The sequence below is a fragment of the Rhizobium cerradonense genome, from assembly GCF_030182455.1.
GTDB lineage: Bacteria > Pseudomonadota > Alphaproteobacteria > Rhizobiales > Rhizobiaceae > Rhizobium.
On record NZ_JAQJCK010000004.1, the window covers coordinates 1 to 26,555 of the forward strand.

24 protein-coding genes are annotated in these 26,555 nt (G+C 60.7%); 9 read left to right on the forward strand and 15 right to left on the reverse strand.

Features of this window, described 5'->3' with window-relative positions; translation table 11 throughout:
- A partial coding sequence (locus tag PH547_RS10660; RefSeq protein WP_483315539.1) for an AMP-binding enzyme occupies positions 1 to 383 on the forward strand: 383 nt, incomplete at its 5' end.
- A gap of 531 nt (positions 384 to 914) precedes the next feature.
- Here PH547_RS10660 and PH547_RS10665 read toward each other — a convergent pair.
- Positions 915 to 1,133: a DUF1674 domain-containing protein gene (locus PH547_RS10665; RefSeq protein ID WP_285168213.1), complete on the reverse strand. Its 219-nt coding sequence runs from the start codon at positions 1,131 to 1,133 to the stop codon at positions 915 to 917.
- A 108-nt stretch (positions 1,134 to 1,241) separates the two neighbouring features.
- Between PH547_RS10665 and htpX the strand changes: the two genes are divergently transcribed.
- The 4 genes from htpX to purH all read left to right on the forward strand — a co-directional run bounded on the left by htpX (position 1,242) and on the right by purH (position 7,120).
- Positions 1,242 to 2,228, forward strand: a complete 987-nt coding sequence (htpX, locus tag PH547_RS10670; RefSeq protein ID WP_285168214.1) for a zinc metalloprotease HtpX — start codon at positions 1,242 to 1,244, stop codon at positions 2,226 to 2,228.
- Complete coding sequence (locus tag PH547_RS10675) at positions 2,219 to 3,619, forward strand: RsmB/NOP family class I SAM-dependent RNA methyltransferase (protein WP_285168439.1); 1,401 nt, start codon at positions 2,219 to 2,221, stop codon at positions 3,617 to 3,619. The genes htpX and PH547_RS10675 overlap by 10 nt, the downstream gene beginning before the upstream one ends.
- 149 nt (positions 3,620 to 3,768) lie before the next feature.
- A complete protein-coding gene (locus tag PH547_RS10680; RefSeq protein WP_285168215.1) occupies positions 3,769 to 5,415 on the forward strand; it encodes a heparinase II/III family protein in 1,647 nt (548 codons plus the stop codon).
- Positions 5,416 to 5,503: 88 nt separating this feature from the next.
- Positions 5,504 to 7,120 carry a bifunctional phosphoribosylaminoimidazolecarboxamide formyltransferase/IMP cyclohydrolase gene (gene purH / locus PH547_RS10685; RefSeq protein WP_285168216.1) on the forward strand — a complete coding sequence of 539 codons (1,617 nt, stop codon included), beginning with the start codon at positions 5,504 to 5,506 and terminating at the stop codon, positions 7,118 to 7,120.
- 184 nt (positions 7,121 to 7,304) lie between these two features.
- Here purH and PH547_RS10690 read toward each other — a convergent pair whose 3' ends face one another.
- From PH547_RS10690 to PH547_RS10700, 3 genes are all read right to left on the reverse strand, one after another.
- Positions 7,305 to 8,693, reverse strand: a complete 1,389-nt coding sequence (locus tag PH547_RS10690; protein WP_285168217.1) for an MFS transporter — start codon at positions 8,691 to 8,693, stop codon at positions 7,305 to 7,307.
- A 49-nt stretch (positions 8,694 to 8,742) separates the two neighbouring features.
- Positions 8,743 to 13,533, reverse strand: a complete 4,791-nt coding sequence (locus PH547_RS10695) for an NAD-glutamate dehydrogenase (RefSeq protein WP_285168218.1) — start codon at positions 13,531 to 13,533, stop codon at positions 8,743 to 8,745.
- 102 nt (positions 13,534 to 13,635) lie between these two features.
- Positions 13,636 to 13,830 carry a hypothetical protein gene (locus PH547_RS10700; RefSeq protein ID WP_158704502.1) on the reverse strand — a complete coding sequence of 65 codons (195 nt, stop codon included), beginning with the start codon at positions 13,828 to 13,830 and terminating at the stop codon, positions 13,636 to 13,638.
- Here PH547_RS10700 and pdxY point away from each other — a divergent pair.
- Positions 13,829 to 14,704, forward strand: a complete 876-nt coding sequence (gene pdxY, locus PH547_RS10705; protein WP_104824908.1) for a pyridoxal kinase PdxY — start codon at positions 13,829 to 13,831, stop codon at positions 14,702 to 14,704. The two genes, PH547_RS10700 and pdxY, sit on opposite strands and share 2 nt — an antisense overlap.
- A 71-nt stretch (positions 14,705 to 14,775) precedes the next feature.
- Positions 14,776 to 15,414, forward strand: coding sequence for a carbonic anhydrase (locus PH547_RS10710; RefSeq protein WP_285168219.1), 639 nt, complete (start codon positions 14,776 to 14,778; stop codon positions 15,412 to 15,414).
- 75 nt (positions 15,415 to 15,489) lie between these two features.
- Here PH547_RS10710 and PH547_RS10715 read toward each other — a convergent pair whose 3' ends face one another.
- The 9 genes from PH547_RS10715 to PH547_RS10760 all read right to left on the reverse strand — a co-directional run bounded on the left by PH547_RS10715 (position 15,490) and on the right by PH547_RS10760 (position 24,267).
- Positions 15,490 to 16,311 (reverse strand): lytic murein transglycosylase, encoded by an 822-nt coding sequence (locus PH547_RS10715; RefSeq protein ID WP_104824906.1) that lies wholly within the window; start codon positions 16,309 to 16,311, stop codon positions 15,490 to 15,492.
- 288 nt (positions 16,312 to 16,599) lie between these two features.
- Complete coding sequence (locus tag PH547_RS10720) at positions 16,600 to 17,634, reverse strand: aspartate-semialdehyde dehydrogenase (RefSeq protein ID WP_104824905.1); 1,035 nt, start codon at positions 17,632 to 17,634, stop codon at positions 16,600 to 16,602.
- A 329-nt stretch (positions 17,635 to 17,963) separates the two neighbouring features.
- Entirely contained in the window at positions 17,964 to 18,473 is a 510-nt protein-coding gene (locus PH547_RS10730) for a Dps family protein (protein ID WP_104824904.1), read from the reverse strand.
- A 307-nt stretch (positions 18,474 to 18,780) separates the two neighbouring features.
- Entirely contained in the window at positions 18,781 to 19,530 is a 750-nt protein-coding gene (locus PH547_RS10735; protein ID WP_285168222.1) for a glucose 1-dehydrogenase, read from the reverse strand.
- Between the two features lie 162 nt (positions 19,531 to 19,692).
- Positions 19,693 to 19,986 carry a winged helix-turn-helix domain-containing protein gene (locus tag PH547_RS10740; protein ID WP_283048186.1) on the reverse strand — a complete coding sequence of 98 codons (294 nt, stop codon included), beginning with the start codon at positions 19,984 to 19,986 and terminating at the stop codon, positions 19,693 to 19,695.
- 321 nt (positions 19,987 to 20,307) lie between these two features.
- On the reverse strand, positions 20,308 to 21,051 hold the full coding sequence (gene lpxE / locus PH547_RS10745; protein WP_104824900.1) for a lipid A 1-phosphatase LpxE: 744 nt from the start codon (positions 21,049 to 21,051) through the stop codon (positions 20,308 to 20,310).
- Between the two features lie 95 nt (positions 21,052 to 21,146).
- Positions 21,147 to 21,929: a phosphatase PAP2 family protein gene (locus PH547_RS10750; RefSeq protein ID WP_285168223.1), complete on the reverse strand. Its 783-nt coding sequence runs from the start codon at positions 21,927 to 21,929 to the stop codon at positions 21,147 to 21,149.
- A gap of 145 nt (positions 21,930 to 22,074) precedes the next feature.
- Positions 22,075 to 23,187: a 3-isopropylmalate dehydrogenase gene (leuB, locus tag PH547_RS10755; protein WP_104824898.1), complete on the reverse strand. Its 1,113-nt coding sequence runs from the start codon at positions 23,185 to 23,187 to the stop codon at positions 22,075 to 22,077.
- 261 nt (positions 23,188 to 23,448) lie between these two features.
- Positions 23,449 to 24,267: a sugar phosphate isomerase/epimerase family protein gene (locus tag PH547_RS10760; RefSeq protein WP_104824897.1), complete on the reverse strand. Its 819-nt coding sequence runs from the start codon at positions 24,265 to 24,267 to the stop codon at positions 23,449 to 23,451.
- Between the two features lie 25 nt (positions 24,268 to 24,292).
- On the opposite strand from PH547_RS10760, the gene PH547_RS10765 reads away from it, so the two are divergent.
- Complete coding sequence (locus tag PH547_RS10765) at positions 24,293 to 24,430, forward strand: hypothetical protein (protein WP_158704501.1); 138 nt, start codon at positions 24,293 to 24,295, stop codon at positions 24,428 to 24,430.
- A 25-nt stretch (positions 24,431 to 24,455) separates the two neighbouring features.
- Here the strand turns inward: PH547_RS10765 and leuD are convergent, their stop codons facing one another.
- Positions 24,456 to 25,064 carry a 3-isopropylmalate dehydratase small subunit gene (leuD, locus tag PH547_RS10770; protein WP_104824896.1) on the reverse strand — a complete coding sequence of 203 codons (609 nt, stop codon included), beginning with the start codon at positions 25,062 to 25,064 and terminating at the stop codon, positions 24,456 to 24,458.
- A 190-nt stretch (positions 25,065 to 25,254) separates the two neighbouring features.
- Positions 25,255 to 25,485: a hypothetical protein gene (locus PH547_RS10775; RefSeq protein ID WP_104824895.1), complete on the reverse strand. Its 231-nt coding sequence runs from the start codon at positions 25,483 to 25,485 to the stop codon at positions 25,255 to 25,257.
- A gap of 126 nt (positions 25,486 to 25,611) precedes the next feature.
- On the opposite strand from PH547_RS10775, the gene PH547_RS10780 reads away from it, so the two are divergent.
- The gene (locus PH547_RS10780; protein WP_285168224.1) at positions 25,612 to 26,547 is read left to right on the forward strand and encodes an HpcH/HpaI aldolase/citrate lyase family protein; all 936 of its coding nucleotides are present in this window, start codon (positions 25,612 to 25,614) and stop codon (positions 26,545 to 26,547) included.
- The last annotated feature ends 8 nt before the right edge of the window (positions 26,548 to 26,555 follow it).

Genomic DNA, 26,555 nt, shown 5'->3' on the forward strand with positions numbered 1-26,555 from the left:
GCCTCGGCACGGCCGAGGTCGAATCGGCCCTCGTCTCGCACCAGCATGTCTCGGAGGCCGCCGTTGTCGGCTATCCGCATGCGATCAAGGGTCAGGGCATCTATTGCTACGTGACGCTGATGGCGGGTCAGGAGGGTTCGGATGCGTTGCGCCAGGAGCTCGTCAAACATGTTCGTGCCCAAATCGGCCCGATCGCCTCGCCCGACAAGATCCAGTTCGCCCCGGGCCTGCCGAAAACCCGCTCCGGCAAGATCATGCGCCGCATCCTGCGCAAGATCGCCGAAGACGATTTCGGCGCACTCGGCGATACCTCAACGCTGGCCGATCCCGCTGTTGTCGATGATCTGATCGCCAACCGGCAGAACAGGGCGGATGCGGCTTGATCAAAAAGCCGCCACACATGACCGAGTGATAATTCACTTCAATCGACGGAACGAAGCAGAATTTTTTTGGCGCCGGAATCTAAATTTCGGCGTCAATCCTGCGAAATTGCTTTGAGCCCCTTTTGTAGCCGGCGCGCGGTGAATTCGCCTTAATGGTGGTAAGAGCTACGTCAAAACATTCGTCAAAACAAAAGAGTCGCCAATCAGGTATAGGAGGCGTGCTACTTTGACCGTCTACTTGGTAGACGCACATAGCGGGGCGGCCAGCAGTAGTTACTCCTACAGTATGAACCTCAACTGTGCGGGGAAACCCATCGTAAGTCAGACTAAGTGAAACGCCCGCTCCTAAAGCTGATAGGGCTAACAGTTTATTCGATTCCGCTTGTGATGAATTCTTCGGCTTAAACGGTTTAGCGGCCTTCGGCCAAACAGAGTTATTCCAGCTCGAAGGTTTCGGCATTGGCATCTCCCTTCAAATCAGAGATTCCAATTTAAGTGATTCTCATTGAGTTTGCCGAAATATGTATCGGCTCAAAAATCGATCGCACGCCCATTGATCTCCCAATCGCCGAAGCGCGAGGGCTCGGCGCCGCCGCGGCCGCCGGTTTCGGGGGGGAGATCGGGCTGCGCCTGGGCCTTGCGGCGCTCCTCCGCTTCCGCGAGCGCCCGTTTGGCGGCTGGCGAGAGCGGTTTGCGTGGCGCCGTGCCGGCGTCGATGTCATTTTTATTATCGTTATCTGCAATCTGCATGGCGTGATGCGGCCTGGAACCGTTGAAATAGGCGGGTGAATAGCCAAATCATAGAGCGTCCGGCCGCAAAGAGAAAGGTTCGGACTGACGATGTGATGGAGACATCAGATGAACCTCATGCGCACTGCCATGTTGCTTGCCTTCATGACCGCCCTTTTCATGGGCGTCGGCTATTTGATCGGTGGTCAAGCCGGCATGATGATCGCGCTTGTCGTCGCTGCGGGCATGAATTTCTTTTCCTATTGGAATTCCGATCGCATGGTGCTCTCCACCTATCACGCACAGGAAGTGGACGAGCGCAGCGCGCCGGAATTCTATCGCATCATCCGCGACCTTGCCCGGAATGCAGGCCTGCCGATGCCGAAGGTCTATCTCTATGACAGCCCGCAACCGAACGCCTTTGCCACCGGCCGCAATCCCGAAAATGCCGCTGTCGCGGCATCGACGGGCCTGCTCAATGCGCTGACACCGGAGGAAGTGGCCGGTGTGATGGCGCATGAGCTGGCGCATGTGCAAAACCGCGACACGCTGACGATGACCATCACGGCGACGCTCGCCGGCGCCATTTCCATGCTCGGCAATTTCGCCTTCTTCTTTGGCGGGCGCCGCGACAATAACAATCCCCTCGGTGTCGTCGGCGTGCTGGTGGCGATGATCGTCGCCCCTCTCGCCGCCATGCTGGTGCAGATGGCGATCAGCCGTACGCGTGAATATTCGGCGGACCGTCGCGGCGCTGAAATCTGCGGCAATCCTCTCTGGCTCGCCTCGGCGCTCGGCAAGATCGCCCGCGGGGCGGAGCATATCCCCAATGAAGAGGCCGAGGGTCATCCGGCGACGGCGCATATGTTCATCATCAATCCGCTCTCCGGCGCGCGCATGGACAATCTGTTCTCCACGCACCCGGATACGGAAAACCGGATCGCCGCACTTCACGAGATGGCGCGCTACGGCGGTGGTGGCGGCCCTGCTGCCGACATGCAGGCCGGCTTTGGCTCGACGGGACCGATCTTGACTGATAATCCGGTGCGCAAATCGCGCTCCGTACCGAATACGGGTCGCGGTGGTTCGCAACCGCCGAAGGGACCCTGGTCTTGAATTCCAACAATAAGAAGCCTTTCAACAAAGACGGAAGGCAATCGGGCAATCGGCCGCCGCATGATTCGGCTCCCGCCAAGCCAGGATTTGCGGCGCGCGCCGCTGCGACGAAGATTCTGGCGGCGGTCATCGATCGCAAGACGCCGCTCGACGGCATGCTGGATGCCGAAGGCGGCAATCCTGCCTATAGAGCGCTTGGCGAGAGCGACCGGGCGCTGGTGCGCGCCATTCTGAATTCGGCGCTTAGGCATTTGCCGCGCATCGAGGCGGCGATCGCTTCCCTGCTGGACTCACCACTGCCGGAGGGCGCCCGCGCCCTGCATCATGTCCTGGTGGTGGGTGCGGCACAGATGCTCTATCTCGACGTGCCGGATCATTCCGCGGTCGATATTGCCGTCGAGCAGGCCAACCAAGACCCGCGCAACCGCCGCTTCGCCAAGCTGGTCAACGCGATTCTCAGGCGGATAGGGCGGGAGAAGCAAGAGATTCTGAGCCGGGTTGCCAATGTGCCAGCCATGCCGGCCTGGTTCCTGGCGCGTCTCGAGGCTGCCTATGGCACGGAGGCTGCGGCAAGGATTTCCGATACGCAACTGGAGCCGGCGGCGATTGACGTTACGGTGAAATCCGATGCCGAGGGCTGGGCGAAACGCTTGAATGGCGTCGTCTTGCCGACCGGCGGCGTGCGGCTAGCCGCTTTCGAAGGCTCCATTCCTTCGCTCGATGGGTTTTCGGACGGCGAATGGTGGGTCCAGGATGCCGCCGCCAGCATTCCGGCAAAATTGTTCGGTTCGCTTTCTGGCCGTAAGGTGGTGGATCTCTGCGCCGCGCCGGGCGGCAAAACCGCGCAGCTCATTCTCGCCGGCGGCAAGGTGACCGCGCTCGACCAATCCGCCAATCGCCTCAAGCGGCTCTCCGCCAATCTGGCAAGACTTGGGATGGAGGCGGAAACCATCGCCGCCGACATGGCAAAGTTCCAACCCGACGATCTTTTCGACGCGGCCCTTCTCGATGCTCCCTGCTCGTCAACGGGCACGACGCGTCGCCATCCCGATGTGCTGTGGACCAAGGGTCCGGAGGACATCGCCAAGCTTGCCGGCCTGCAGGAGCGTTTGCTTCGCCATGCTTTGACCCTGGTCAAGCCTGGCGGGCTCGTGGTCTTCTCCAACTGTTCGCTCGATCCGGAAGAGGGCGAGGATCTTGTCGCGCGCGTTCTGGCCGAGACGGAGATGGCCGAGCGCGTGCCGATCAAGCCGGAGGATTGGCCAGGTCTCGAGGCCGCGATCTCGCCTCTCGGTGCTTTCCGCACCACGCCCGACATGCTGCCGCTTTCCGGCGGTTTCGCATCCGGACTAGATGGGTTCTTCGCAGTGGTGCTGCGCCGCACGCGATAGTAGCGGCTCCGAGGGGTTACGCTCGACTTGTTCAAAAATCGGGCACAATGTCCTTATTTGGCATATTCCTAACCTCTTCTTAACCACCGATATAGAGAGTAAGCATAAGCAAATATGCAGTTTTCCGGCAGGGTTCGGTGAGTTTACACATGCGGGAAGCATGGCGGCGAATGTCGCGCCGCGCGGCACTGACGCGATTGCGTCTCACCCGCCACACGATGCGTGTGCCGGAACGATTGATCGTGGCTCCGACGGACCTGCGCAGCATCGATCCGTTTTTTGTCGAAGAGCTTTTGAACGGCCGTATCCTGTTGGCAGGCCGGGTGCTGGAAACGGAGGGGAAATCTCCCTTCGCGCTGGAGCTGCCGTCGCAGGCCTTTGCGGCCCGCCTGCATAGCTTCCGCTGGCTGCGGCATTTGCGGGCGGAAAAAAGCGATCAGGCTTCGGCGCTGGCGCGCGCCATCCTCAATGACTGGATGGCCGTGCATGGCCGTCGGCTGCATGGGATAGCCTGGTCGCCCGATATTGCGGCACAGCGGCTGATCGCCTGGTTGTCGCATTCGCCCGTGGTCCTGCAGGGCACGGATGGCGGCTTTTATCGCCGTTTCATGCGCATGCTGGTTTTCCACGTCTGCTATCTCCGCCGTGTGGCGGCAACGACGCGTGACGGCGAGACGCGGTTCCGGGTGCGGATCGCGCTCGCCATGTCCTCGGTTGCCATGCCGAACGGCAGCTCGACACTGAAGCGTGCCGGCCAGGCGCTCGATCGCGAAATCGACCGGCAGATTCTCCCCGACGGTGGGCATATCTCGCGTAATCCCCGCGTGGCGCTGGAACTGCTGCTCGACTTGCTGCCGCTGCGCCAGACCTACGTCAATCTTGGCCACGACGCGCCGGCGCGTCTGATTCCTGGCATCGACCGCATGTATCCGGCCTTGCGCTTCTTCCGGCATCAGGATGGCGATCTCGCGCTGTTCAATGGCGCGACGTCGACGCTGGCCAACGAGCTGATGTCCGTCCTGCGTTATGACGAAACCGCCGGCCAGGTGTTCAAGGCGCTGCCGCATACCAAATACCATCGGCTGGCGGCCGGACAGGCCGTGGTCATCATCGATACCGGGGCGCCCGCTTCCGCCGACCTCAGCCGCACGGCGCATGCCGGCTGCCTGTCCTTCGAAATGTCTTCGGGCAAATCCCGCTTCATCGTCAATTCCGGCTCGCCGAATTTTGCCGGCGACCGCTACGTCCAGGCGGCGCGCGCCACCGCGGCGCATTCGACCGTGACGCTCGATGACACTTCGTCGAGCCTGTTTTCGAGGTCCAAAGCGCTCGGGCCTGTGATGGTCGGCGGCGTCAAGAAGGTCATTGTTGAGCGTGCGGAGACCGAGGATGGCCGCGACTATGTCCGGGCGGTGCATGACGGCTATCTCTCGACCTTCGGTTATGCCCATGAGCGCGAGGTGAGCCTGAATGCCGCCGGCACCATTCTTGCCGGCCGCGACCGCTTTTTTGTACCGGAGGGTAAGAAATCGCTGCTGAAGAGCGAGGGTCTTGCCTCCGCCCGCTTTCACGTTCATCCCTCCATCAGCCTGCTGCAGACCGAGACCGACGCCGCGCTGTTGATTGCGCCGGACGGCGAGACCTGGGTGTTCTCCTCGCCGGGCAACGAGGTGCTGGTGACTGAGGATATCTTTTTTGCCGACGCTTCCGGCATGCGCTCCTCCGACCAGCTCGAGATCGTTTTCCCGATCACCGAAAAGCCGGAAATCCGCTGGTTTTTATCCCATCGGCCATAGGCTAAGTGCTTAAGCTGTGTTAACGGGGCGGGCATATTGTCCCGCGCCGTTTTGCCGGACATCTCCTCACGCTCGATTGGAGAAAGCCATGGCCGTCGTTTCCAAAAAAATCCCCGCCCCCGACAAAGTGAAGGTGAAGACCGCGCTTCTGTCCGTCTCCGACAAGACCGGCATCGTCGAGCTGGCGCGTGCGCTCAGCGAAAAGGGCGTGCGGCTGCTGTCGACCGGCGGCACGCACAAGACCATTGCGGCGGCGGGTCTTGCCGTGACCGATGTGTCTGAAGTGACGGAGTTTCCCGAAATCATGGATGGCCGCGTCAAGACGCTGCATCCGAAGGTGCATGGCGGCCTGCTCGCTATTCGCGATGACGCCGAACATCAGGCGGCGATGAAGGAGCATGGCATCGAGGGTATCGACCTGGTCGTCATCAATCTCTACCCCTTCGAAGATGTCCGCAAGGCCGGGGGCGATTATCCGACGACGGTCGAGAATATCGACATTGGCGGCCCTGCGATGATCCGCGCTTCGGCCAAGAACCATGCCTATGTCACGATTCTGACCGATCCAACCGACTATCCGGAGCTGCTGGAGCAGCTTTCGGCCGATGCCGGCCAGACCGCCTATGCCTTCCGCCAGCGCATGGCCGCCAAGGCTTTCGCCCGCACCGCGGCCTATGATGCGATGATCTCCAACTGGTTCGCCGAGGCTCTTGATATCGCAACACCGCGCCACCGCGTTATCGGCGGCGTTCTGCGCGGGGAGATGCGCTATGGCGAAAACCCGCATCAGAAGGCGGCTTTCTACGTCACCGGCGAAAACCGTCCTGGTGTCTCGACCGCGACGCTGATCCAGGGCAAGCAGCTTTCCTACAACAACATCAACGATACCGATGCGGCCTACGAACTTGTTGCCGAGTTCCTGCCGGAAAAGGGTCCGGCATGCGCGATCATCAAGCATGCCAACCCGTGCGGTGTTGCCACCGGCCCTACCCTGGTTGAGGCCTATAAGCGGGCGCTGGCTTGCGATTCCGTTTCGGCCTTCGGCGGCATCATTGCGCTGAACAGCCTGCTCGATGCGGAAACCGCCGAGGAGATCGTCAAGCTCTTCACCGAGGTCATCATCGCGCCAGAGGTCAGTGAGGAAGCCAAGGCGATCATCGCCCGCAAGCCGAACCTTCGCCTGCTGTCGGTCGGCGCCCTGCCCGATCCGCGTGCGACCGGCCTGACCGCCAAAACCGTCTCCGGCGGTTTGCTCGTCCAGAACCGTGACAATGCGCTGGTCGAAGATATGGAGCTGAAGGTGGTCACCAAGCGTGCGCCGACGGCACAGGAGCTGGAAGACATGAAGTTTGCCTTCCGCGTCGCCAAGCATGTGAAATCGAATGCTGTTGTTTACGCCAAGGACGGCCAGACGGCCGGTATCGGCGCCGGCCAGATGAGCCGCGTCGATTCGGCCCGCATCGCCGCGATCAAGGCTGAAGAGGCTGCCAGGGCCATGGGTCTTGCCGAGCCGTTGACGCGCGGCTCTGCCGTGGCCTCCGAAGCCTTCCTGCCGTTCGCCGACGGCCTGCTGTCGGCGATTGCCGCCGGCGCGACGGCGGTCATCCAGCCGGGTGGTTCGATGCGGGACCAGGAAGTCATCGACGCCGCCGACGAGCATGGTGTTGCGATGGTCTTTACGGGCGTACGTCATTTCCGGCATTGAGCCATAGCTCGCTTCGTCGTCGTTTCGTCCACCCTCATCCTGAGCTTGTCGAAGGACGAGGGTGGCCCATAGGCAACCACCCGCCCTCGTGGTTCGAGGCTTCGGCCTTTCAGGCCTCCGCGCCTCACCATGAGGGCTGATCCTCTCGCTTGCTGGTATATCCCTAATTAAATGGAGGGATATCTCACTTCGCTTTATCGGCCGGATAGGGCGTCGGCAGCAGGAGCAGCAATCCGCCTGCAAGGAAGATGATCAAGGTCGCCATGCCGAGGCGGGCGGAGCCGCTCCAATAGGTTATCAGCGAGAAAAACAGCGTCGCCATGAAGCTGGTGGCGCGTCCGGAAAGTGCGTAGATGCCGAAATAGCGGCCTGCTTCGGCGAGGCTGACACTGCGGGCGAGATAGGAGCGCGAGGAGGCCTGGACCGGGCCGAAGGAGAGGCCGACGAGCAGGCCATAGGCAATATAGGCCTTCTCGGCCGCCGTGCCGAACAGGCCGCCGGAATCGGCGGTCGAGAGCGGCACGAGGCCGAAAAGCGTAAAACCCGGTCCGGTGGAGATGATGCCGAGGGCCGCGAGGAGCAGCATGGTCAGGCTGATGACGACGGTTATCTTCGAACCCAGCCAGCGATCGACATAGCCAGCGATAAAGCAGCCGAAAATCGCGACGACGTTGAGGATGATGCCGTAGATGCCGATCTCGATGGTCGCCCAGCCAAACATTCCCGCGGCGAAGGTGCCGCCGAGGATCAGCAGGCCGTTAACGCCGTCCTGGTAGACCATGCGGGCAATCAGGAAAAGACTGATGCCCCGGCGGCGTTTCAGTTCGCCGAGTGTCATTCTCAGCTCATGCAGGCCGGAGCGAACCGCCGTACCGAGCGGCAGACCGCGGGCGGCATCCGGCGTGAAGAAAAACATCGGCAGAATGAAGAGAAAATACCAGACGGCGGAAATCGGTCCGGTGATGCGCGCATCTTCGCCGAGACTGGCGTCCAGGCCGAAGAGCGGTGTCAGGCCGAGGATGGTCTTGCCAGTTTGCGGGTTGCCGGCCAAAAGCGCCACCACGGCGATAAGCACGATCATGCCGCCGAGATAGCCGAGTCCCCAGGCGGCATTCGACAACCGGCCGATATCGTCCTTGCTGACGAGCCGCGGCATCATCGAATCGTTGAAGACGATTGAAAACTCTGCCGAGATCGAGGCAAGGATCATGAAGATGACGGGGTAGATCACCGGCGAACCGGGTGCCGCACCCCAAAGGCAGAACAGGCTGGCGATCTTGATGACGGCAAAGAAGGCGATCCAGGGTTTACGGGCGCCGGACTGATCGGCGATCGAACCGAGCACCGGCGACAAGACGGCGATGATCACCGAGGAGATCGTCGCCATATTGCTCCACATTGCCTGCGCGGCCACCGGATCCGCCGTCAGGCGCGCGACGAAATAAGGACCGAAGATGAAGGTGGTGACGACGGTGAAGAACGGCTGCGCCGCCCAGTCGAAGAACATCCATCCCCAGATGCCCCGCGCCGGCACTTTCGCCGGCGCGTCGTCCCTTATCTCTGTGGCCACCAAATTCCTGCCCCTGATTCGATAGTGCGTCTATCACGCGGGGCGGACTGTCTCATCTCGCCCGATCGTGCGCAAGGTCGGTCAGGAGGCCGGCGGCGACGGTGATCCGGGCAAGGTTCGGATCGCCGCTTTCGCTGAGGCCCGCAAGCTCTTCGGCAATGCGGTTGATGCGGATGCGGTCTTCGGCGTGCCATGCAAGGATCGGCTGCTTGTCCTTCGGATGATTGCTGAGCGCCGAGATGACGATATCACGGCGGGCCCCAGCGATCTGGTCGAGGCTGCGGGCCAGCGCCAGGCTTTCATAGTGATCGCCGGTGATGATCCGGCTGCCGGCGAGCAGCAGACGGCCGACCCGGAAGGTCTGCGACACCGTGAAGTAGCTTTCGGCGGCGCGGTTGAGCGTATCGCCTGTCCGTTCGGCGATCTGCATGATTTCCGGCACGAGGACGAGCGCGTAGATCGTCGCGATCTCGGAAGCGAGCTTTTCAGGCAGACCGGCGGCCTGATAATCCGCCTGGCGGGTCGCGATCTCGGCGGCGAAATCCGCCGGGATCTGGCTGAGGAAGACCGGTCTCAGCTTTTTCAATGCCGCCTGAAGCCGGCTAACGGTTTCCTCGATATCGCCCTTCGCCGCTCCGGTTTTCAGCAACAGGCGGGTCAGCACCGTATAGACTTCGGTGATTTCGCCATAGACGCGGTTCTGCGTCTGGCCGCCGACCTTACCATCCAGCGCATCGGTCTCGTTCCAGAGGCGATCGAGATCGAAGCCGTCGCGGGCGAGCACGGCAGCCTTGACCACTTCGGCGGCAGACGCGGCCGTCGCATCCATCATGCTGACGGCAAAGCCCGGTCCGCCGCGGTTGATCGCTTCGTTTGCCAGTACCGTCGCGATGATTTCGCGGCGCAGACGATGGCCGGCGATATCGGCGGCATGCGAGCGCTGCATTTTTACCGGGAAATATTGGCTGAGCGTCGCGGCAAAATAGGGATCGTCCGGTAGGTCGCTCGCCGCCAGGGCATCGAACAGGACGATCTTGGCGTAGGAGAGCAGGACACCGATCTCGGCGCGGCTGAGGGGCCGGCCATTGGCGTAGCGTTCGGCAAAGGTCTGGTCGTCGGGCAGCGTCTCAACCTTGCGGTTGAGCTGCTTCGCCCCCTCCAGCACGCTCATGAAACGGCTGAGTTCCAGACCGTTGCTGGTGCCTTTGCGTTCCGTCAGGGAAATCGCCAGAGACTGCAGATAGTTGTTGCGCAGCACCAGCGCCGCCACCTCGTCGGTCATCGAGGCCAACAGCGTATCGCGTTTGGCGCGTGTCAGGCGGCCGTCGAACATGGCGGATGCCAGGGCGATCTTGATATTGACCTCGACGTCGGAGGTATTGACGCCTGCCGAATTGTCGATGGCGTCGGAATTGCAGCGCCCGCCCTTGAGGCCATAGGCGATGCGGCCCTTCTGGGTAACGCCGAGATTGGCGCCTTCGCCGATCACTCTGGCACGAACCTCTTCCGCGGTGATACGGATCGGATCGTTGGCACGGTCGCCGACTTCCGAATCCGTTTCGGCCGGTGCCTTCACATAGGTGCCGATACCGCCGAACCAGAGCAGGTCCACCGGGCTCTTCAGGATCGCCGTCATGATCTCGAAGGGTGTCGCCACGGTCTTGTCGATGCCGATAGTGGCAGCGGCCTCATGAGTCAGCGTCACCGATTTTGCCGAACGTGAGATGATCATTGCGCCCTTCGACAGGACGCTCTTGTCGAAATCCTGCCAGCTCGAGCGGGCGAGATTGAAAAGCCGCTGCCGCTCGGCGAGCGTCTTTTTCATGTCCGGATCGGGATCGATAAAGATGTCGCGGTGATCGAAGGCGGCGAGAAGGCGGATTTTCGGCGACAGCAGCATGCCGTTGCCGAAGACGTCGCCCGACATGTCGCCGACGCCGGCGACAGTGAAGGGCGTCGTCTGGATATCGATGTCCATTTCGCGGAAATGCCGCTTGACGGTCTCCCAGGCGCCGCGGGCCGTGATACCCATCTTCTTGTGGTCATAGCCGGCCGAGCCGCCCGAGGCGAAGGCGTCGTCGAGCCAGAAGCCGGCTTCCTGCGCCAGGGCATTGGCAGTGTCGGAGAACGTCGCGGTGCCCTTGTCGGCGGCGACGACGAAATAGGGGTCGTCTCCATCCTGCCGCACCGTGTCCGGTGGCGCAATGATATCGGCGCCGGAGATATTGTCGGTGATCGACAGCAGGGTGCGGATATAGGTCTTGTAGGCCTCGCGGCCGGCATTGAAGATCTCGTCGCGGCTGCCGCCGACCGGGAGTTTCTTCGGATAGAAGCCGCCCTTGGCGCCGACGGGCACGATGACGGCATTTTTAACCTGCTGCGCCTTCACAAGGCCCAGAACCTCGGTGCGGTAGTCTTCGGCGCGATCCGACCAGCGCAAGCCGCCGCGAGCGACCTTGCCGAAGCGCAGGTGCACGCCCTCTACCTCGACGCCATAGACGAAGATCTCGCGGAAAGGCCGCGGCTCCGGCAGGCCATCCAGGAGTTTCGGATCGAGCTTGAAGGCAAGCATGGCTTTCGGTGTGCCGTCCGGGTTTTTCTGGAAATAGTTGGTGCGTAGCGTCGCATCGACGGCGTTGACATAGCGGCGGAGAATCCGGTCGTCGTCGAGGCTTGGAACATCGGCGAGTTCGGTCTCGATCGTCGCATGCAATTCGCTGAGTTTTTTCGTGCGGTTCTTGTCGTTGAGCTTGGGGGCGAGCGTGTCGTGGAACAGGCGGAAGATCGAGGCTGCGATGCGCGGATATTTGTCCAGCGTCGCGGCGATATAATCCTGCGAATAGGCGATACCAGCCTGGCGAAGATAGCGGGCATAGGCGCGCAGGACGTTGGTTTCGCGAGCCGAAAGACCGGCGGAGATGATCAGCCGGTTGAAAGCATCGTTATCGATCGTGCCGCCGAAGGCTGCGAGGAAGGCTTCCTCCAGCGCCGCGCCGTGGCGCGCGAGATCGATCGTCACGCCGCCGCGGGCTTCGAGTTCCATATCGTGGAGAACGACACGGCCGTTCGCGCCGTTCTTGCCGGTGACGTAAATGTCGAAGGTCCGCTCGCTGAGGACATTGAAGCCGAGATTTTCGAGCAGCGGCACGCGGCGCGACAGCGCCAGATTGTCTTCGGCGTGGAAGATCTTCAACGACAGGATATCGCCCGCTTCCTCCTTGCGGATGTAGAAGGCGATTCGGATCTGATCGGGGCCAGCGGTGGAGGTGATATCGGGCAGGTCGGCAACGGCGTCCTCCGGCGAAAAGGCCTCCTGGAAGGCCTGGCTGACGGAGATATGCGGGGCCTTGGGTCCGGCCAGCATTTCGAAGCGGTCGTCCCAGCGGGCGGTGATGGCGCGGATCGCCGCTTCAAGCTTCGCCTGCGGAACATGCGGGGTCTTGCCGCCGCTGCGGCCGATGATGAAATGCACGCGCGCGACGCCGCCTTCCGGGAAGGCCGGATAGTAGGCGGAAACGCGACCGTCATAGACGGTCTTCAGGTAATTGCCGATCCTCTCGCGGACGACGGAATCATATTCCTCGCGCGGAACATAGACGATCACCGAGACGAAGCGGTCGAAATGGTCGATGCGCGGCAGCGCGCGCACGCGCGGGCGGTCGGCAAGGTCGTTGATCTGTTCGGCAAAGCTTGCGAGCAGCGTCGTGTCGATCTGGAAGAGATCGTCGCGCGGATAGGATTCCAGCGTATTGTCCAGCATGCGCCCGGAATGGCTGGCCGGGTCGAAGCCGAAATGGTCCTTGACCTTCTGCACCTTGGACCGCAGCAACGGCACCTCGCCGGCGGCGCTGGTGTACGCTGTGGACGTATAGAGGCCGACGATGCGCAGTTCGCCGGTGACATTGCCGTCGGCATCGAAACGCTTGACGCCAACATAATCCATATAGGCACGACGGTGAACGACCGACTTCACATTGGCTTTGGTGACGATCAGGAAATCCGGCCCGTCGAGGAAGGCCAGGATTTCCGGCGTGGTGGTGACGGCGTCTTTTCCCTGGCGCAGGACGAGGACGTCGGGATTGGAGAGGATGCCGAGGCCGGCGCCACGGTCGCGCTCCACCTTGGCGCTGGCGCCCTTGCCGGAATAGACATATTCGCGCATGCCGAGGAAGGTGAAATTGCCGTCGCGCAGCCAAGCGAGAAAGGCCAGCGCCTCATCACGATCCGCCTTGCGGCGGGCGGCGGTCTCATAAGTGGAAAGCTCCGTTATCACTGTATCGAGCCGCGTCAGCATTGGCTTCCAGTCGGAAACGGTCAAATGCGTCTGATCGAGCACGATTTGCACGCGCTTGATCAGGTCCGCCGCCTGCGCCGCGGTCAGCGGTGACAGATGTAGTTGAATATGGCTGACACGATCGGCGGGATCGCTCGGATGATCGGCAGAGTAAAGCGTCGGCTGCTTGCCGTCTTTGATGACGAGGATCGGATGCACCGCCATGAAAAGATCGCGGTAGCTGCTGGTCACCTCGCCCATGGCCGATTCGTAGAGGAACGGCATGTTATGATCGGTGATCGAGAGGATCGAAACCGGCACGCCTTCGGGGTCGATATTGGCGACCTGTTCGATGGTGACGCGGGGAGAATCGCCGTTCCAGGCTGCCAGTTCCCCAGCCGCATGCACAGCGGCAAGGGCAAGCATTTCCGGGCTGTAGCGCTCCAAATCGTCATTGCTCGCCCGGCCGAACAGGATTTCCGGATCGAGATGCGCCTCGCCGGTTGCAGCGGCGATCTTGCGGGCCGCTTCGATCTGTTTTTCCCGTTTCGGATTGGTCCTGGGTGCCATGAAATTCCTCCCTTATTCCAAGTTTGGTCACTTTATCAGAAGGTTTATCGAAAAAACTGGCAAATTGAATGCGAATTTCATCGCTTTTCGACCAATTCGGTCTCAAATTTTGAAGAATCTTGCTGATTTGCGATGATCTTGATGCAATCCGTGTAAAAATTGGCGCAGAATTGGCGATATTGCGTAGTCAACAGAGGTTTTCATGACTCTGTGAAGCGCGATTGACAGAGTGACGATAAAAAGATCATCAAACGGCGCAATCAAGGCCGGAAGATCGGAACTGGAAGCAAGCATCATGTCGGATATCGCGGCGGGCGCCGTTATCGTCATCTCCAGCCATGTCGTCAGAGGTTCCGTCGGCAATCGTGCCGCCGTCTTCGCGCTGGAAACCCTGGGCCACCCCGTTTGGGCGCTGCCAACAGTCGTTTTGCCCTGGCATCCCGGCCATGGCCGCTCGACCCGGCTGACCTTTGCCGAGGCGGATTTCGACCACGCGATCGACGATCTTATCGCCGCGCCCTGGCTCGCGGAGGTGAAGGCGGTGCTGTCGGGTTATTTCGGCAATGCCGCGCAGGCACGCTCCGTCGCGCGGCTGGTAACGGCACTCAGGGAAAAGAACCCCGATCTCTTCTATGCCTGCGATCCCGTTATCGGCGATGCCGGTGGGCTCTATGTGCCCGACGCAACCGCCGAAGCGATCCGCGATCAGCTCATCCCGCTCGCATCGCTGGCGACGCCGAACCGCTACGAGCTTGCCTGGCTTGCCGGCGCGCCGCTGGAGGACAACAACGCCGTCATGGAGGCTGCCCTGGCGCTGGGGCCGCCGCGCATGCTGGTGACGTCGGCCGTGCCGATGATGACCGGTGGCACCGGCAATCTCTATCTCAGCGGCCGAAATGCGCTGTTTGCCGAACATCGCAGCATCGACAACGCGCCGAACGGGCTTGGCGACCTGCTCTCGGCCGTGTTCCTGTCGCGGCTTCTGTCGGGCATGGACGAAGAGAGGGCTTTGCAATTGACCACGGCCAGCGTCTATGAAGTCCTGGCGCGGGCGGTCAAGCGCGGCAGCGACGAATTGACGCTCGCCGCCGATGCTTCCAGCCTCTCGACCCCCATGGCAATGGTGCAGATGCGGCGCCTGCTGCATCCGGCGCAGCGACGGAAAAAATAGCGGTCGCCGATGCGATAGCTTTTTGCGTTGCAATAGTTGCCATTGGCGGCGGTGCGCTGTAATTCAATGTCATGAGCTTTCCTACCTCCCTTCTGAACGGCTATCGCAACTTCATGAGCGGGCGTTACGTCGATGAACGCGATCGCTATCGCAATTTGGCGGAGGAAGGGCAGAAGCCCGGAACCCTGGTGATTGCCTGTTCCGACAGCCGTTCGGCGCCGGAGACCATTTTCGACGCTGGTCCCGGAGAGCTTTTCGTTATCCGCAACGTCGCCAATATGGTGCCGCCCTATGAGCCGGATGGCCATTTTCACTCGACGTCCGCAGCTCTGGAATTCGCGGTGCAGTCCCTGAAGGTCTCGGATATCGTTGTCATGGGACATGGTCGCTGCGGCGGCATCCGCGCAGCGTTGGATCCGAATGCCGAGCCGCTGTCGCCGGGCGATTTCATCGGCCGGTGGATGGGCCTCGTAAAGCCGGCCGCCGAGCAGATCCAGAGCAATGACGTTATGACGCCGGCCGAGCGGCAGACGGCGCTGGAGCGCATCTCCATCCGCAATTCGCTCGACAATCTACGCAGCTTTCCCGATATCAAGGCGCTGGAAGAGGAAGGGAAATTGAACCTGCATGGCGCATGGTTCGATATCTCGACCGGCGAGCTGTGGGTGATGGACCCGACGACGCGCGATTTTATCCGGCCGGAAATCTGAGACTACGATAAGGACAAACGAAAAAGGCGCTCCGGGCCATTTGGCCGAGCGCCTTTTGTCGATTTGTTGCCGTAGTTATTGGCCGTCGATCTGCTTGCCGATATAGGCGATCGCCTGCTGGTAGACCGCTGCATCGTTCCAGCCGCCGATCGCCGCGAAATTGGGTTCGCCGGGCTGATAGCCAAGACCTGGCTGCCAGCCATGGCCCTTCAGGAAGTTTGCAGTCGAGGCCAACGCGTCGGCGCGGGATCCGACCAGATCGACCCTGCCGTCGCCATCGCCGTCGACGCCGAAATTGACGACGTTCTTCGGCATGAATTGTGTCTGGCCGATTTCGCCATGGGCCGCGCCGCGGGCGGTCGGGCTCAGATAGCCTTCGCCGACGAGCTTGAGGGCGGCATAGAGCTGATCGGTGAAATAGTCGGAGCGGCGGCAGTCATAAGCGAGCGTCGACACGGCCGAGAGCGTATGCTGGTCGCCCATGAAGCCGCCGAAACCGGTTTCCATGCCCCAGATGGCGATGATCGGGCCGGCGGGCACGCCATAACGCTTCTCGATTCTCGCGAACAGAGCGGCATTAGCCTGCTTCATGTTCTTGCCGCGAGTGATAATCGCCTGGCCGCCACGCTTTCTCATGAAGTCTTCGAAGGAGAGCTTGAAGCTCTTCTGGCCGCGATCGGCGCGGATGGTCGGTTGATTGTAATGCACGTTGGCGAAGGCTCGGTCGAGAACAGAGGCACTGACGCCCTGAGCCTGTGCTTCCTGCTTGAATTCCTGCATCCAGTTCTCAAAACCGGCCGACGAGTTGCCGCAAGCTGCCGCATTCGCCGCAAACGGCGTTACCAACAGCAACCCGCCTGCCACGAGAGCTGCCATTCCAGACTTTGTCATGCGCATTCAGAGTCCCCGAATTCTTACCGCGCGAGGCGCGGTAATGGTTTTTGATGGCGCACAAGCCTTCCATTTTTGAGGCCTACGCGCGGTCTTACTGTGACCGGACCATGCCAGTATCCGGCAATTCTGTCATTATCACGGTTAAGCGATCAATATTTTCGCTTCACGTGAAACACTATACCTGACGCAGCTTTGTAAAAGCCTCGCCATTCGATCGGAAATAGCGAGGCTTTTATTTGGTTCCTACTTAGCCAGCAAAGGTTGAAAAACCGTAAATGGTTTATAAACCCTTTATGCCGCCTGCTTGCGCGGCTTGACCAGGCCACGGTTGATCAGGAGTTCGGCAATCTGGATGGCGTTCAGCGCCGCGCCCTTGCGCAGATTGTCGGAGACGACCCAGATGTTGAGGCCGTTTTCAACCGTCGCGTCCTCGCGAATGCGCGAAATGTAGGTCGCGTCCTCGCCGGCGGACTCATAAGGCGTGATGTAGCCACCGTTTTCGCGCTTGTCGATGACGAGGCAGCCCGGGGCTTCGCGCAGGATATCGCGGGCCTGATCGGCAGTGATCTCGTTTTCGAACTCGATATTGACCGATTCCGAATGACCGATGAAGACCGGCACGCGCACGGCGGTGCAGGTAACCTTGATCTTCGGATCGAGCATCTTCTTGGTTTCGGCCAGCACCTTCCATTCTTCCTTGGTGTAGCCGTCTTCCATGAAGACATCGATGTGCGGAATGACGTTGAAGGCGATGCGCTTGGTGAACTTCTTCGACTCGATCGGATCGGCGACGAAGACGGCGCGGGTCTGGTTGAAAAGCTCGTCCATGCCGTCCTTGCCGGCGCCGGAGACGGACTGGTAGGTCGAGATGACGACGCGCTTGATCTTGGCGAAGTCGTGCAGCGGCTTCAGCGCCACAACAAGCTGCGCGGTCGAGCAATTCGGGTTGGCGATAATGTTACGCTTGGTGAACTGCGTGACGGCATCCGGGTTTACTTCCGGCACGATCAACGGCACGTCGGCGTCGTAGCGCCAGGCGGAGGAGTTGTCGATGACGACGCAGCCCTGGGCGCCGATCTTCGGCGAGAACTTTTTGGAGACGTCGCCGCCGGCCGACATCAGGCAGATGTCGGTGTCGGAGAAATCGTAGTTCTCCAGGTTCGAAACCTTCAATGTCCGGTCGCCGAAGGAAACTTCGGTGCCCTGCGAGCGGGCCGATGCGAGGGCCACGACCTCGTCAGCCGGAAAACCGCGTTCGGACAGGATATTGAGCATTTCGCGGCCGACATTCCCGGTCGCGCCCGCAACTGCAACTTTGAAACCCATTTCTCAAGCTCTCTTTCTCTTCTCTCCTCTTGGGCGAGGGGGGAACCGCGGCCATAACGGCCGGTTCCTGTCCCCAGCCGAGCCGGGGAGAGAGCGGCAGGCCAGAGACGTCAGACGGTTTTCGTCGTCGTTTTGGCCTTGGTTTTGGAAGAAACCGGAAAACGGAACTCCTGCCCGGCATAGTCTGCCAGGTGACCGAAGCTATCGATCTGTTCGAAGCGAACCATGGAGGTCTTCCTTTTCCGTCGCCGGTTCTACGGGGTTTTCCACAGGAGTCAAGGATTTCCGCGTTCCGACCGATGCGGGAACGCGGAAATCAACATCAGCCCTCAGCGGTTGGTGTTGCGGGTGGATTCGAACAGGAACCAGGTGCGGCGTTCCGTCTCGTCCAGCCAGCTTTCAAGCAGGCTGGCGGTGGCGATATCGCCATATTCATCGCAGACATCGTGGGCGGCGCGGATTTCGGCGGAAAGCCTGAGATTGTCGTCGGCCAGTTCGGCGAGCATGTCCTGGGCGTCGACATATTCGGCGTCATTGTCGGGGATACGCTGCAGCTTGGCGATGTGGCCGATCGAACGCAGCGTGGTGCCGCCGATCTTTCTGGCGCGTTCGGCCATCGGGTCTGTCATGGCGAAGATCTGCTCGCCCTGCTCGTCCAGCAACAGGTGGTAATCGCGGAAATGCGGTCCGCTCATATGCCAATGGAAATTCTTGGTCTTGAGATAAAGGGAAAAGACGTCGGCCAGCAGCGCATTCAGTGCTGCGGAAATATCGCGTGTCGCTTCTTCGCTGAGATTGGTGCGCGTGCCCAGTTTCGATTTGGTGTTGGCGGTATTCATGATGACGTGCTCCGTTTCGTTGGTCGCAACAGCGATCCTCAGAGATTTTCGCAGTAATTCATGGCGTTCGCTCGCGAGGGGTCGCATTGCAGACAGGGATCTGTCTTGAAAGTTTCCGCGGTCAAGATGTCGTTTTGCAGCAAAAGCAGCTGCGGAGATCTTCGGAAAAACCCGAACGGCAATGATACTATGAAGACGGAGACGGTTTGGCAATTCTCGCCGGAGGTGGCCGCGCGGATCGGGGCCATGACATGCGGGCAATACCGCTTCCCTTGCCAAGGAGGGAAGCGGTTCTGCGGATAGGCGGTTACTTCAGGCCGCCGCCGGCATAGAGGGTTTCGCCCGTCAGCCAGCCTGAGTCCTTCGAGGCGAGGAAAACGGCGATCGGGGCAATATCGGTCGGCTGTCCGAGGCGGCCAAGCGGCGTTTGGGAAACCATCTGCTTTTCGAGATCGCTGCCGATGATGCCCGCTGCAATGACGCCTTCGGTTTCGACCCCGCCAGGCGAAATGGTGTTGACGCGGATATTGCGCGGACCGAGCTCCTTGGCGAGGATCTGGGTGATCGAGGTGACGGCGGCCTTGGTCGCCGTGTAGACCGTGGCGGTTGGCAGGTTCATGGTGACGGCGGTCGAGGCGATGTTGATGACATTGCCGCCTTCAGGACCGAAATGCTTCACCGCTTCCTGCGTCGTCAGCAATGTGCCGAGAACGTTGATGTTGAACTGCCGGTGGAATTCCTCTTCGGTGATCTCTTCCAGCGACTGGAATTGATAGACGCCGGCATTGTTGACGAGGATGTCGACGCCGCCGAAGGCTCCCTTCGTTTCAGCAAAAAGCCGCTTCACGTCGGCGGATTTCGAAACATCGCCGTGAGCTGCGATCGCCTTGCCGCCCTTGGCGGTGATCTCGGCCACGACCTTGTCGGCACCTTCGCGGCTCGAGGCATAGTTGACCACCACAGCCGCACCCGCCTCGCCCAATGCCTTGGCGATGCCTGCGCCGATCCCCTTCGATGCTCCGGTCACGATTGCGACCTTACCTGCCAGTTTGCTCATGTCTAGCTCCTGTCGAGATGATTGTTAGATGATTTTATAAATATCGAACTGATGGCGCAGACGAGGCCTTACACCGGCGGTCTTCGCTGCGTCACTTTGATATTTAGATACTCATCTAACTGATACAAGAGCAGCCGGCGCGGCGTGTGGGGAAAATGATTGTCAGATGTTGGCGAGTTCCGCCATGTAGGCATTCAGGACATCGCGCCGAAGCACCAGGTTTGCGAACTTGCCTTCCCGCACGATCTCGATGAGACCGGCGTTTTCGAGTTCCTTGATGTGATGCGATATCGTCGCGGCACTGACGGTGTGGCACTGCGTCAGGACGCTGCAAGGCATAGGCTCGCCGCGACCGCCGATTTCCTTCAGCATCTGCACGCGGCGCGGCTCGGCGAGTGCCCGGGCAATCAATCCCATCTGCCTTTCGCTTAGCCTCGTCTGTCCTGCATCGGTCATTGTCTTCGCCACATTCAAACGGGGATTGGTTTCCCGCAAATTCGCCGCCTCAGATATATGAATGCAGGGGATGCTTGGCAACCATTCAGGGTGCAGCGATGGACGGGACCAAGGTAGTTCACGAATGATTTTTCGAGAGCTGTGGGGGCCGACCCTCGTGGTTCGAGGCTCTGCTGCCTTCGCTGACGCTCTGACATCAAAGCACCTCACCATGAGGGCGGAGCGATGACGCGGGCCAGCTCAAGGAGAGCTCTCACCCTTAAGGAGCGGAACCCGAAGGGTGGAGCCTCGAAGGGCGAGGGCGGATGAGGGAAATGATCCCTACTTCCCCTTCAGCAGCGGTAATTTTGGCACCGGCCAGCCAGTCTCGCCGATGCGAAAGAGCAGGCCGTAGCGGGAATAGACGATCGCCGTCATGAAGGAGAACCAGCCGCCAAGCGCGAGGCCGGCGATGACGTCGCTCGGATAGTGCGCGCCGATCATCACCCGCGTCGTCGCGAGCCAAAGAGCGCAGGCGACGAAGATGTAGCGATAGCGGGGGAAGAGGAAGGCAAGTGCCACGAAGAAGGCGCCAATGGTGGTCGCATGGCCGGATGGGAAGCTTTCGAAGCTGGCATGGCCGTTGAAGGGGGAGAAACCGAAAGGACCCCAATCCTCAAAATGAGTGGGGCGGGCACGACCGATGGCGCGCTTGAGGAGATTGGCGATGATGCCCGAAAGCGCGATGGTCGTCAGCAGATAGCCGCCGATCTGACAGATGCGCAGGGCCTGGCAGCGACAGCGCGGCGACTGCAGCAGCCGGCTGCCGGCCCAGCCTTCGAAGAACAGGAAGGCGCTGACCAAGATGATCCAGCCGGATTCGCCGAAATTGGTGAGCAGCTTGCCGAAGAAATGAATGGGCGGTGCAATGTTCTTGATGGTCGCGCCGACCGGCCAATCGAACAGCAAGGCCGCCAGCAATACGATATTGGCGGTCAGGAACAGGCAGATCTTCCAATGCGAAGGAGCGAAACCGCTCCTATTGCGCCGCCACCGCCTGTCCAGAGACGTCAAGATCGCCTGCATACCCACCGCCTGTCGTCGATACTCCACCCCAGTCGACGATCACGCGTAGCAGGCTCCTGCTACAGTTTTTTTACAAATTTAAGACGATCGGCAGTTCAGCGAAGCCCATGGTTCAGCCGCGGCCGCGGCCAACCGTCTTGTCCTGTGGAGAAGACCAGGCCGAAACGGGAAAAGAGGATCGCGACGGCGAAGGCGATCCAGGCGCCGAGCGCCAGCCCCGCGGCGACGTCGCTTGGATAATGAACGCCGATGATGATGCGAGAAGCGCCGAGCCAGAGGCCGATGCCGATGAACAGCAGCCGGAATCGCGGGAAAAGCAGAGCCAGCGCGGTAAAGAGAGCACCCACATTGGCCGAATGCGCCGAGGGAAAGCTCTGAAACAGGAAGTCACCATGAAACGGTTCGAAGCCGAGAATGCCATATTGGTCATAAAGCAGGGGCCGCGCCCGTCCGATCGCGTATTTCAGAAGATTGACGATGATGCTGGTGGAAAGAACCGACAGGCCGACATAGGCGACCATCCGGATGAGAAGGACGGTGCGGTAACCGCCATGCGTCGGCGATCGTCGCACGACGAAAAGGCCGACGGCAAACACGACGGCGATGGCGGCGAGGATCCAGGCCAGCCTGCCGATATCGGTGACGGCGCCTGCGACCGCAATCAGTCGCGGCGAGAGGTTTTTTGCAGCCTGCCCAAGCGGTGTGTCGAAGACGAGGAAGGCGAGAACGACGATGTTGATGGCGGTGAGCGTGTAGCCGAGCCAGGGAAGGCCGCTATGACGGTTGCGGCGAACGTCATAGCGCCGCGCCAGCCTCTGCCAAGGTCGTGATTGTCTCTGGATCGTGCCCCCCGGCGACGATGTCGTTTCCGTGCTCATGCGATGGGAAATAGGAGTCCGTCGCGTTGAGTTCAACAAAAAGCCCCCGCTCTGCAAGCAAAGAGCGAGGGCTTTGAATGTTTCACGTGAAATACTAGAGCGAGCTTTGGGCGTTCAGATGAACGCGTGGCGCTCTAGGCGGCGATTATGCCGACAGAGCCTTGAATTCGGCAAGGATGGCATCGCCCATCTCGGCGGTGCCGACCTGGCGGCTGCCGGCGGACATGATGTCGCCGGTGCGGATACCGCTGTCGAGCACGTTGGCGATTGCCTTTTCCAGCGCATCGGCTTCGGAAACCAGGCCGAAGGAGTAGCGCAGGCACATGGCGAAGGAGGCGATCATGGCGATCGGGTTGGCAATGCCCTTGCCGGCGATATCGGGTGCGGAACCGTGTACCGGCTCGTAGAGCGCCTTGCGCTTGCCGGTCTTGGCATCCGGAGCGCCGAGCGAAGCGGATGGCAGCATGCCGAGCGAGCCGGTCAGCATGGCGGCAACGTCGGACAGCATGTCGCCGAAGAGATTGTCGGTGACGATGACGTCGAACTGCTTCGGCTGGCGAACGAGTTGCATGCCGCCGGCATCGGCGAGCATATGCTCGAGCTGCACGTCAGCATATTTTTCCTTGTGCGTCGCGGTGACGACTTGGTTCCAGAGCACGCCCGACTTCATGACGTTGCGCTTTTCCATCGAGCAGACGCGGTTGTTGCGAGTGCGCGCCAGTTCGAAGGCGACGCCGGCGATGCGCTCGATCTCGTAGGTGTCGTAGACCTGGGTGTCGATGCCGCGCTTCTGGCCGTTGCCGAGGTCGATGATTTCCTTCGGCTCGCCGAAATAAACGCCGCCGGTGAGCTCGCGGATGATGAGGATATCAAGGCCGTCAACCAGCTCCGGCTTCAGCGAGGAGGCCGATGCCAGCGCCGGATAGCAGATGGCCGGGCGCAGATTGGCGAAAAGCTGGAGATCCTTGCGCAGGCGCAGCAGGCCGGCTTCCGGACGCACTTCATAGGGAACGCTATCCCACTTCGGGCCACCGACGGCGCCGAAGAGCACGGCATCGGCCGCAAGTGCCTTCTGCATGTCTTCTTCGGAGATGGCGGCGCCATGCGCATCATAAGCGCTGCCGCCGACGAGACCTTCGTCGGTGACGAAACCGGCATTCTTCGCCTCGTTCATATAGGCGATGATCTTGCGGACTTCGCCCATGGCTTCGGGACCGATGCCGTCGCCAGGCAGGAGGAAAAGATTGCGCACTGTCATGGGAAAGCCTCCGCAAAAGAAACAAGTTGCGGGTTCTTAGACCCGCAGATGCGGCTTTTCAAGCGAGGAAGGAGCGGAAACGGTACGGTTTGGGGCTTTTGCGGCCGACCCTCGTGGTTCGAGGCTGCGCCTTTTGGGCTTCGCACCTCACCATGAGGGCGGAGCGAACTATAAGCCAGGCGAGAGCATGAGCCCTCATGGTGAGGAGGCCCAAAGGGCCGTCTCGAACCACGAGGGCGGATGGCTTGCGTTGCTTTATCCTTACTCCGCCAATCCAAGCGAGGCGAGATAGGCGGCCGATGCCGGGATTTTCGACTTGTCCTTGATCTCGATGATCAGGCGCGGATTGCTGTCGAGTTTGGCAAGGGCGGCGAAGACGGCGCGCCAGTGGATATTGCCTTCGCCAAGGCTCCAGTGGCGATCGGCATAGCCGTCGGCATCCTGCAGGTGGACATGCTGCAGGCGGTTGCCGGCGGCGTGGACATAGTAGTCAACCGGCGGTGCGCCGGTGTAGCCATGGGCGTAATGGGCATGGCCGGTGTCGATCGAAACGGCGACGGCGGGTGTATTGAAGCTGTCGGCGAGACCGACGCGGATATGCGGATCCTTGTCCTCGATATTCTCGATGACCATGGTCAGGCCGATATTCTCGGCGCGTCTGACAGCGTCCCTCAACGTCAGATGCGTGTATTCGATGATCTTCTCGCGTTCGCCCTTGTTGTTGTCGAGGTTGTTGTAGGACCAGGACGTATAGGGGCTATGAATGACCATCTGCGTGGCGCCGATATTGGCGCAGACGTCGAGCGCCTGCGTGAGGCGCTTGGTGACGACGGCGCGGATCTCCGGATCCTGCGAGGCGATGATGAAGCCCCAGAATGGTCCGTGGATGCCGAGCCGGCCCTGGTGACCGTCGAGCAATTTCCTGGCGTGCTCGGCGAGCGGCGCCCAGTCGCCATTCAGGATTTCGGCTTCGACGAAGCTCTGCAGTTCCAGATCGCGCGGTTTTTCGAGCAGCCAATCACGATGGGCTTCGACATCGGCAAGCGTCATGGCTGCGCCAAGAATTGGAAGGGAGGTCATGAAATGCTCCGATTGGGAGGAGGAAATGGAGGAGCGGGAGCAGCCTGAAGGGCTCCGCAAAGACTATATGATCCCCCTTTTTGTCGGGCATATTACAGCCGGCAACCTCATGAACTTTCCATGGCATGAAAAGAAAAAGCCGGGCTTTTCAGCCCGGCTCTGACACGCAAATGTGATAATGAAATCGATCAGGCAGCCCAGGGACGGGATGCGGCGTTCGTCTTTTCGAAGCTGTCGATCGCCTTGGCCTTTTCCAGTGTCAGGCCGATATCGTCGAGGCCGTTCAGCAGGCAATGGCGCTTGAATTCGTCGAGCTCGAACTTGATCGAGCCGCCGTCCGGGCCGGTGATCTCAAGGTTTTCCAGATCGATCGTCAGAATGGCGTTGGAGCCGCGCGAGGCGTCGTCCATCAGCTTGTCGAGCTCTTCCTGGCTGACCTTGATCGGCAGGATGCCGTTCTTGAAGCAGTTATTGTAGAAGATGTCGGCGAAGCTCGTCGAAATGACGCAGCGGATGCCGAAGTCGAGCAGCGCCCACGGGGCATGTTCGCGCGACGAACCACAGCCGAAATTGTCGCCGGCGACGAGGATCTTAGCATTCTGATAGGCCGGCTTGTTCAGCACGAAATCCGGGTTCGGCGAGCCATCCTCATTGTAGCGGGCTTCGGCGAACAACCCTGTGCCAAGACCGGTGCGCTTGATGGTCTTCAGATAGTCCTTCGGGATGATCATGTCGGTATCGACATTGACGACCGGGAGGGGTGCCGCGACACCGGTCAACTTCACGAACTTGTCCATGGGGGTCCTGCCTTCAATTTTCGTCTATGCACGAATTATCCTGCCAATAGAGCAAATCCCTGCAAAAATGAAGGGGAATCTTGGAAATGCTCTGAAACCGGGCGCTTCGGCCGCAGTTCCGCAATTCAGGAATTACGCGTGGATGAGCGTACTGGAGAGCGGCGAGGCGCCGCCCTGCCCTGACCTTGGCCTAGAGATCGATGATCGTGCCGCGACCGTCGTTCCAAATGCGCATTTCGCGCTGACCGTTCGCCTTGGCGCGCACCGGAGCAGGCTTCATCCGCAACGAAATCGCGCGACCCACCATAAGCACGGTGAGGATGCCGCCGACAGCGAGCGTGAGTGAAACGGTAAACAGCGCCAGGGCTGCAAACACGGTGATGCCGGCAAGCGCGATAAACAAGGAACGGATATTCTGCATGGTCGAGACCTCTCTACTCATGGCAATGTGGTCCTCTCTGTTTCTCTCTGCAAGAGGAGCATGGCTTTTTGTTGTCTTGCTTGTTGTTGTCTTGCCTGATGGCCGAAAGCGCGGCAAAACTGTATCATGAGCCGTCCCGCCCCTCCCCGTTCCGTCCGTCTGCGCCGCTCGGTGCTGAGTGTTCCTGCGATCAACCGCCGGGCTCTGGAGAAGATAGCCGATCTCGATTGCGATGCGGTCATCTTCGATCTCGAGGATTCCGTGGCGCCGGAGAAAAAGGCGGAAGCACGGGAGAATTTGCGGGCTTTTTTCGCCGGCTCGCCGCCTGATAGCGAAGAAAAGGCCGGCAAGGAGCGCATCATCCGCATCAATACGCTATCGTCGGGCTTCGGTGCCGATGACCTGGAGTTGGTGCTGGCGCTCGAGCCGGATGCGGTGTTACTGCCCAAGATCGACGAGCCGCAGGATGTGACCGTTGTCAGCGATAGGTTTGCCGAGGCGGATGCGCCGGAGAGCCTGCGCATCTGGGCGATGATCGAGACGCCGCGCGGCGTCTTGAACGCCGCGGCAATCGCCGAGGCCGGGCGCACGGCGGGAAGCCGGCTCGATTGTTTGGTCGTCGGCCTCAATGATCTTCGCAAGGAGACCGATGTGTTGCCGCAGCCGGGCCGCGCCTATCTCGTGCCCTGGCTCATGCAGGTGATCCTGGCCGTCAGCGCCTACGGGCTCGACGCCATCGACAGTGTTTTCAACGATTTCAAGGATATGCAGGCAGTGGACGCCGAATGTGCCGAGGGCCGCGCCATGGGCTTTGCCGGTAAGATGTTGATCCATCCGAACCAGATCGAAGCCGCCAACCGGCATTTCGGCCCCGATGAAGCTGCCATTGCGGAGGCGGAAGCCATCATAGCCGCTTTCGCCGATCCGGCGGCGGCCGGCCTCAATGTCGTAAACCTCGGCGGACGCATGGTCGAGCGGCTGCATCTTGTCCAGGCGGAAAGACTGGTCCATAAAGCTCGCCTGATTGCAGAACGCCATCGTCCTTCGACAAGCTCAGGATGAGGGCTGAT

Bases quoted from the DNA above. Each gene is read 5' to 3' on its own strand.
- PH547_RS10715 (WP_104824906.1), bottom strand. From the start codon at position 16,311: ATGCGCATGACAAAGTCTGGAATGGCAGCTCTCGTGGCAGGCGGGTTG.
- PH547_RS10735 (WP_285168222.1), bottom strand. From the start codon at position 19,530: ATGAGCAAACTGGCAGGTAAGGTCGCAATCGTGACCGGAGCATCGAAG.
- PH547_RS10750 (WP_285168223.1), bottom strand. From the start codon at position 21,929: ATGAGCACGGAAACGACATCGTCGCCGGGGGGCACGATCCAGAGACAA.
- PH547_RS10680 (WP_285168215.1), top strand. From the start codon at position 3,769: ATGCGGGAAGCATGGCGGCGAATGTCGCGCCGCGCGGCACTGACGCGA.
- lpxE (WP_104824900.1), bottom strand. From the start codon at position 21,051: ATGCAGGCGATCTTGACGTCTCTGGACAGGCGGTGGCGGCGCAATAGG.
- PH547_RS10780 (WP_285168224.1), top strand. From the start codon at position 25,612: ATGAGCCGTCCCGCCCCTCCCCGTTCCGTCCGTCTGCGCCGCTCGGTG.
- PH547_RS10730 (WP_104824904.1), bottom strand. From the start codon at position 18,473: ATGAATACCGCCAACACCAAATCGAAACTGGGCACGCGCACCAATCTC.
- htpX (WP_285168214.1), top strand. From the start codon at position 1,242: ATGAACCTCATGCGCACTGCCATGTTGCTTGCCTTCATGACCGCCCTT.
- PH547_RS10775 (WP_104824895.1), bottom strand. From the start codon at position 25,485: ATGCAGAATATCCGTTCCTTGTTTATCGCGCTTGCCGGCATCACCGTG.
- PH547_RS10700 (WP_158704502.1), bottom strand. From the start codon at position 13,830: ATGATGCTTGCTTCCAGTTCCGATCTTCCGGCCTTGATTGCGCCGTTT.
- purH (WP_285168216.1), top strand. From the start codon at position 5,504: ATGGCCGTCGTTTCCAAAAAAATCCCCGCCCCCGACAAAGTGAAGGTG.
- PH547_RS10720 (WP_104824905.1), bottom strand. From the start codon at position 17,634: ATGGGTTTCAAAGTTGCAGTTGCGGGCGCGACCGGGAATGTCGGCCGC.
- pdxY (WP_104824908.1), top strand. From the start codon at position 13,829: ATGTCGGATATCGCGGCGGGCGCCGTTATCGTCATCTCCAGCCATGTC.
- PH547_RS10765 (WP_158704501.1), top strand. From the start codon at position 24,293: ATGGAGGAGCGGGAGCAGCCTGAAGGGCTCCGCAAAGACTATATGATC.
- PH547_RS10760 (WP_104824897.1), bottom strand. From the start codon at position 24,267: ATGACCTCCCTTCCAATTCTTGGCGCAGCCATGACGCTTGCCGATGTC.
- PH547_RS10695 (WP_285168218.1), bottom strand. From the start codon at position 13,533: ATGGCACCCAGGACCAATCCGAAACGGGAAAAACAGATCGAAGCGGCC.
- PH547_RS10665 (WP_285168213.1), bottom strand. From the start codon at position 1,133: ATGCAGATTGCAGATAACGATAATAAAAATGACATCGACGCCGGCACG.
- PH547_RS10710 (WP_285168219.1), top strand. From the start codon at position 14,776: ATGAGCTTTCCTACCTCCCTTCTGAACGGCTATCGCAACTTCATGAGC.
- leuD (WP_104824896.1), bottom strand. From the start codon at position 25,064: ATGGACAAGTTCGTGAAGTTGACCGGTGTCGCGGCACCCCTCCCGGTC.
- PH547_RS10740 (WP_283048186.1), bottom strand. From the start codon at position 19,986: ATGACCGATGCAGGACAGACGAGGCTAAGCGAAAGGCAGATGGGATTG.
- leuB (WP_104824898.1), bottom strand. From the start codon at position 23,187: ATGACAGTGCGCAATCTTTTCCTCCTGCCTGGCGACGGCATCGGTCCC.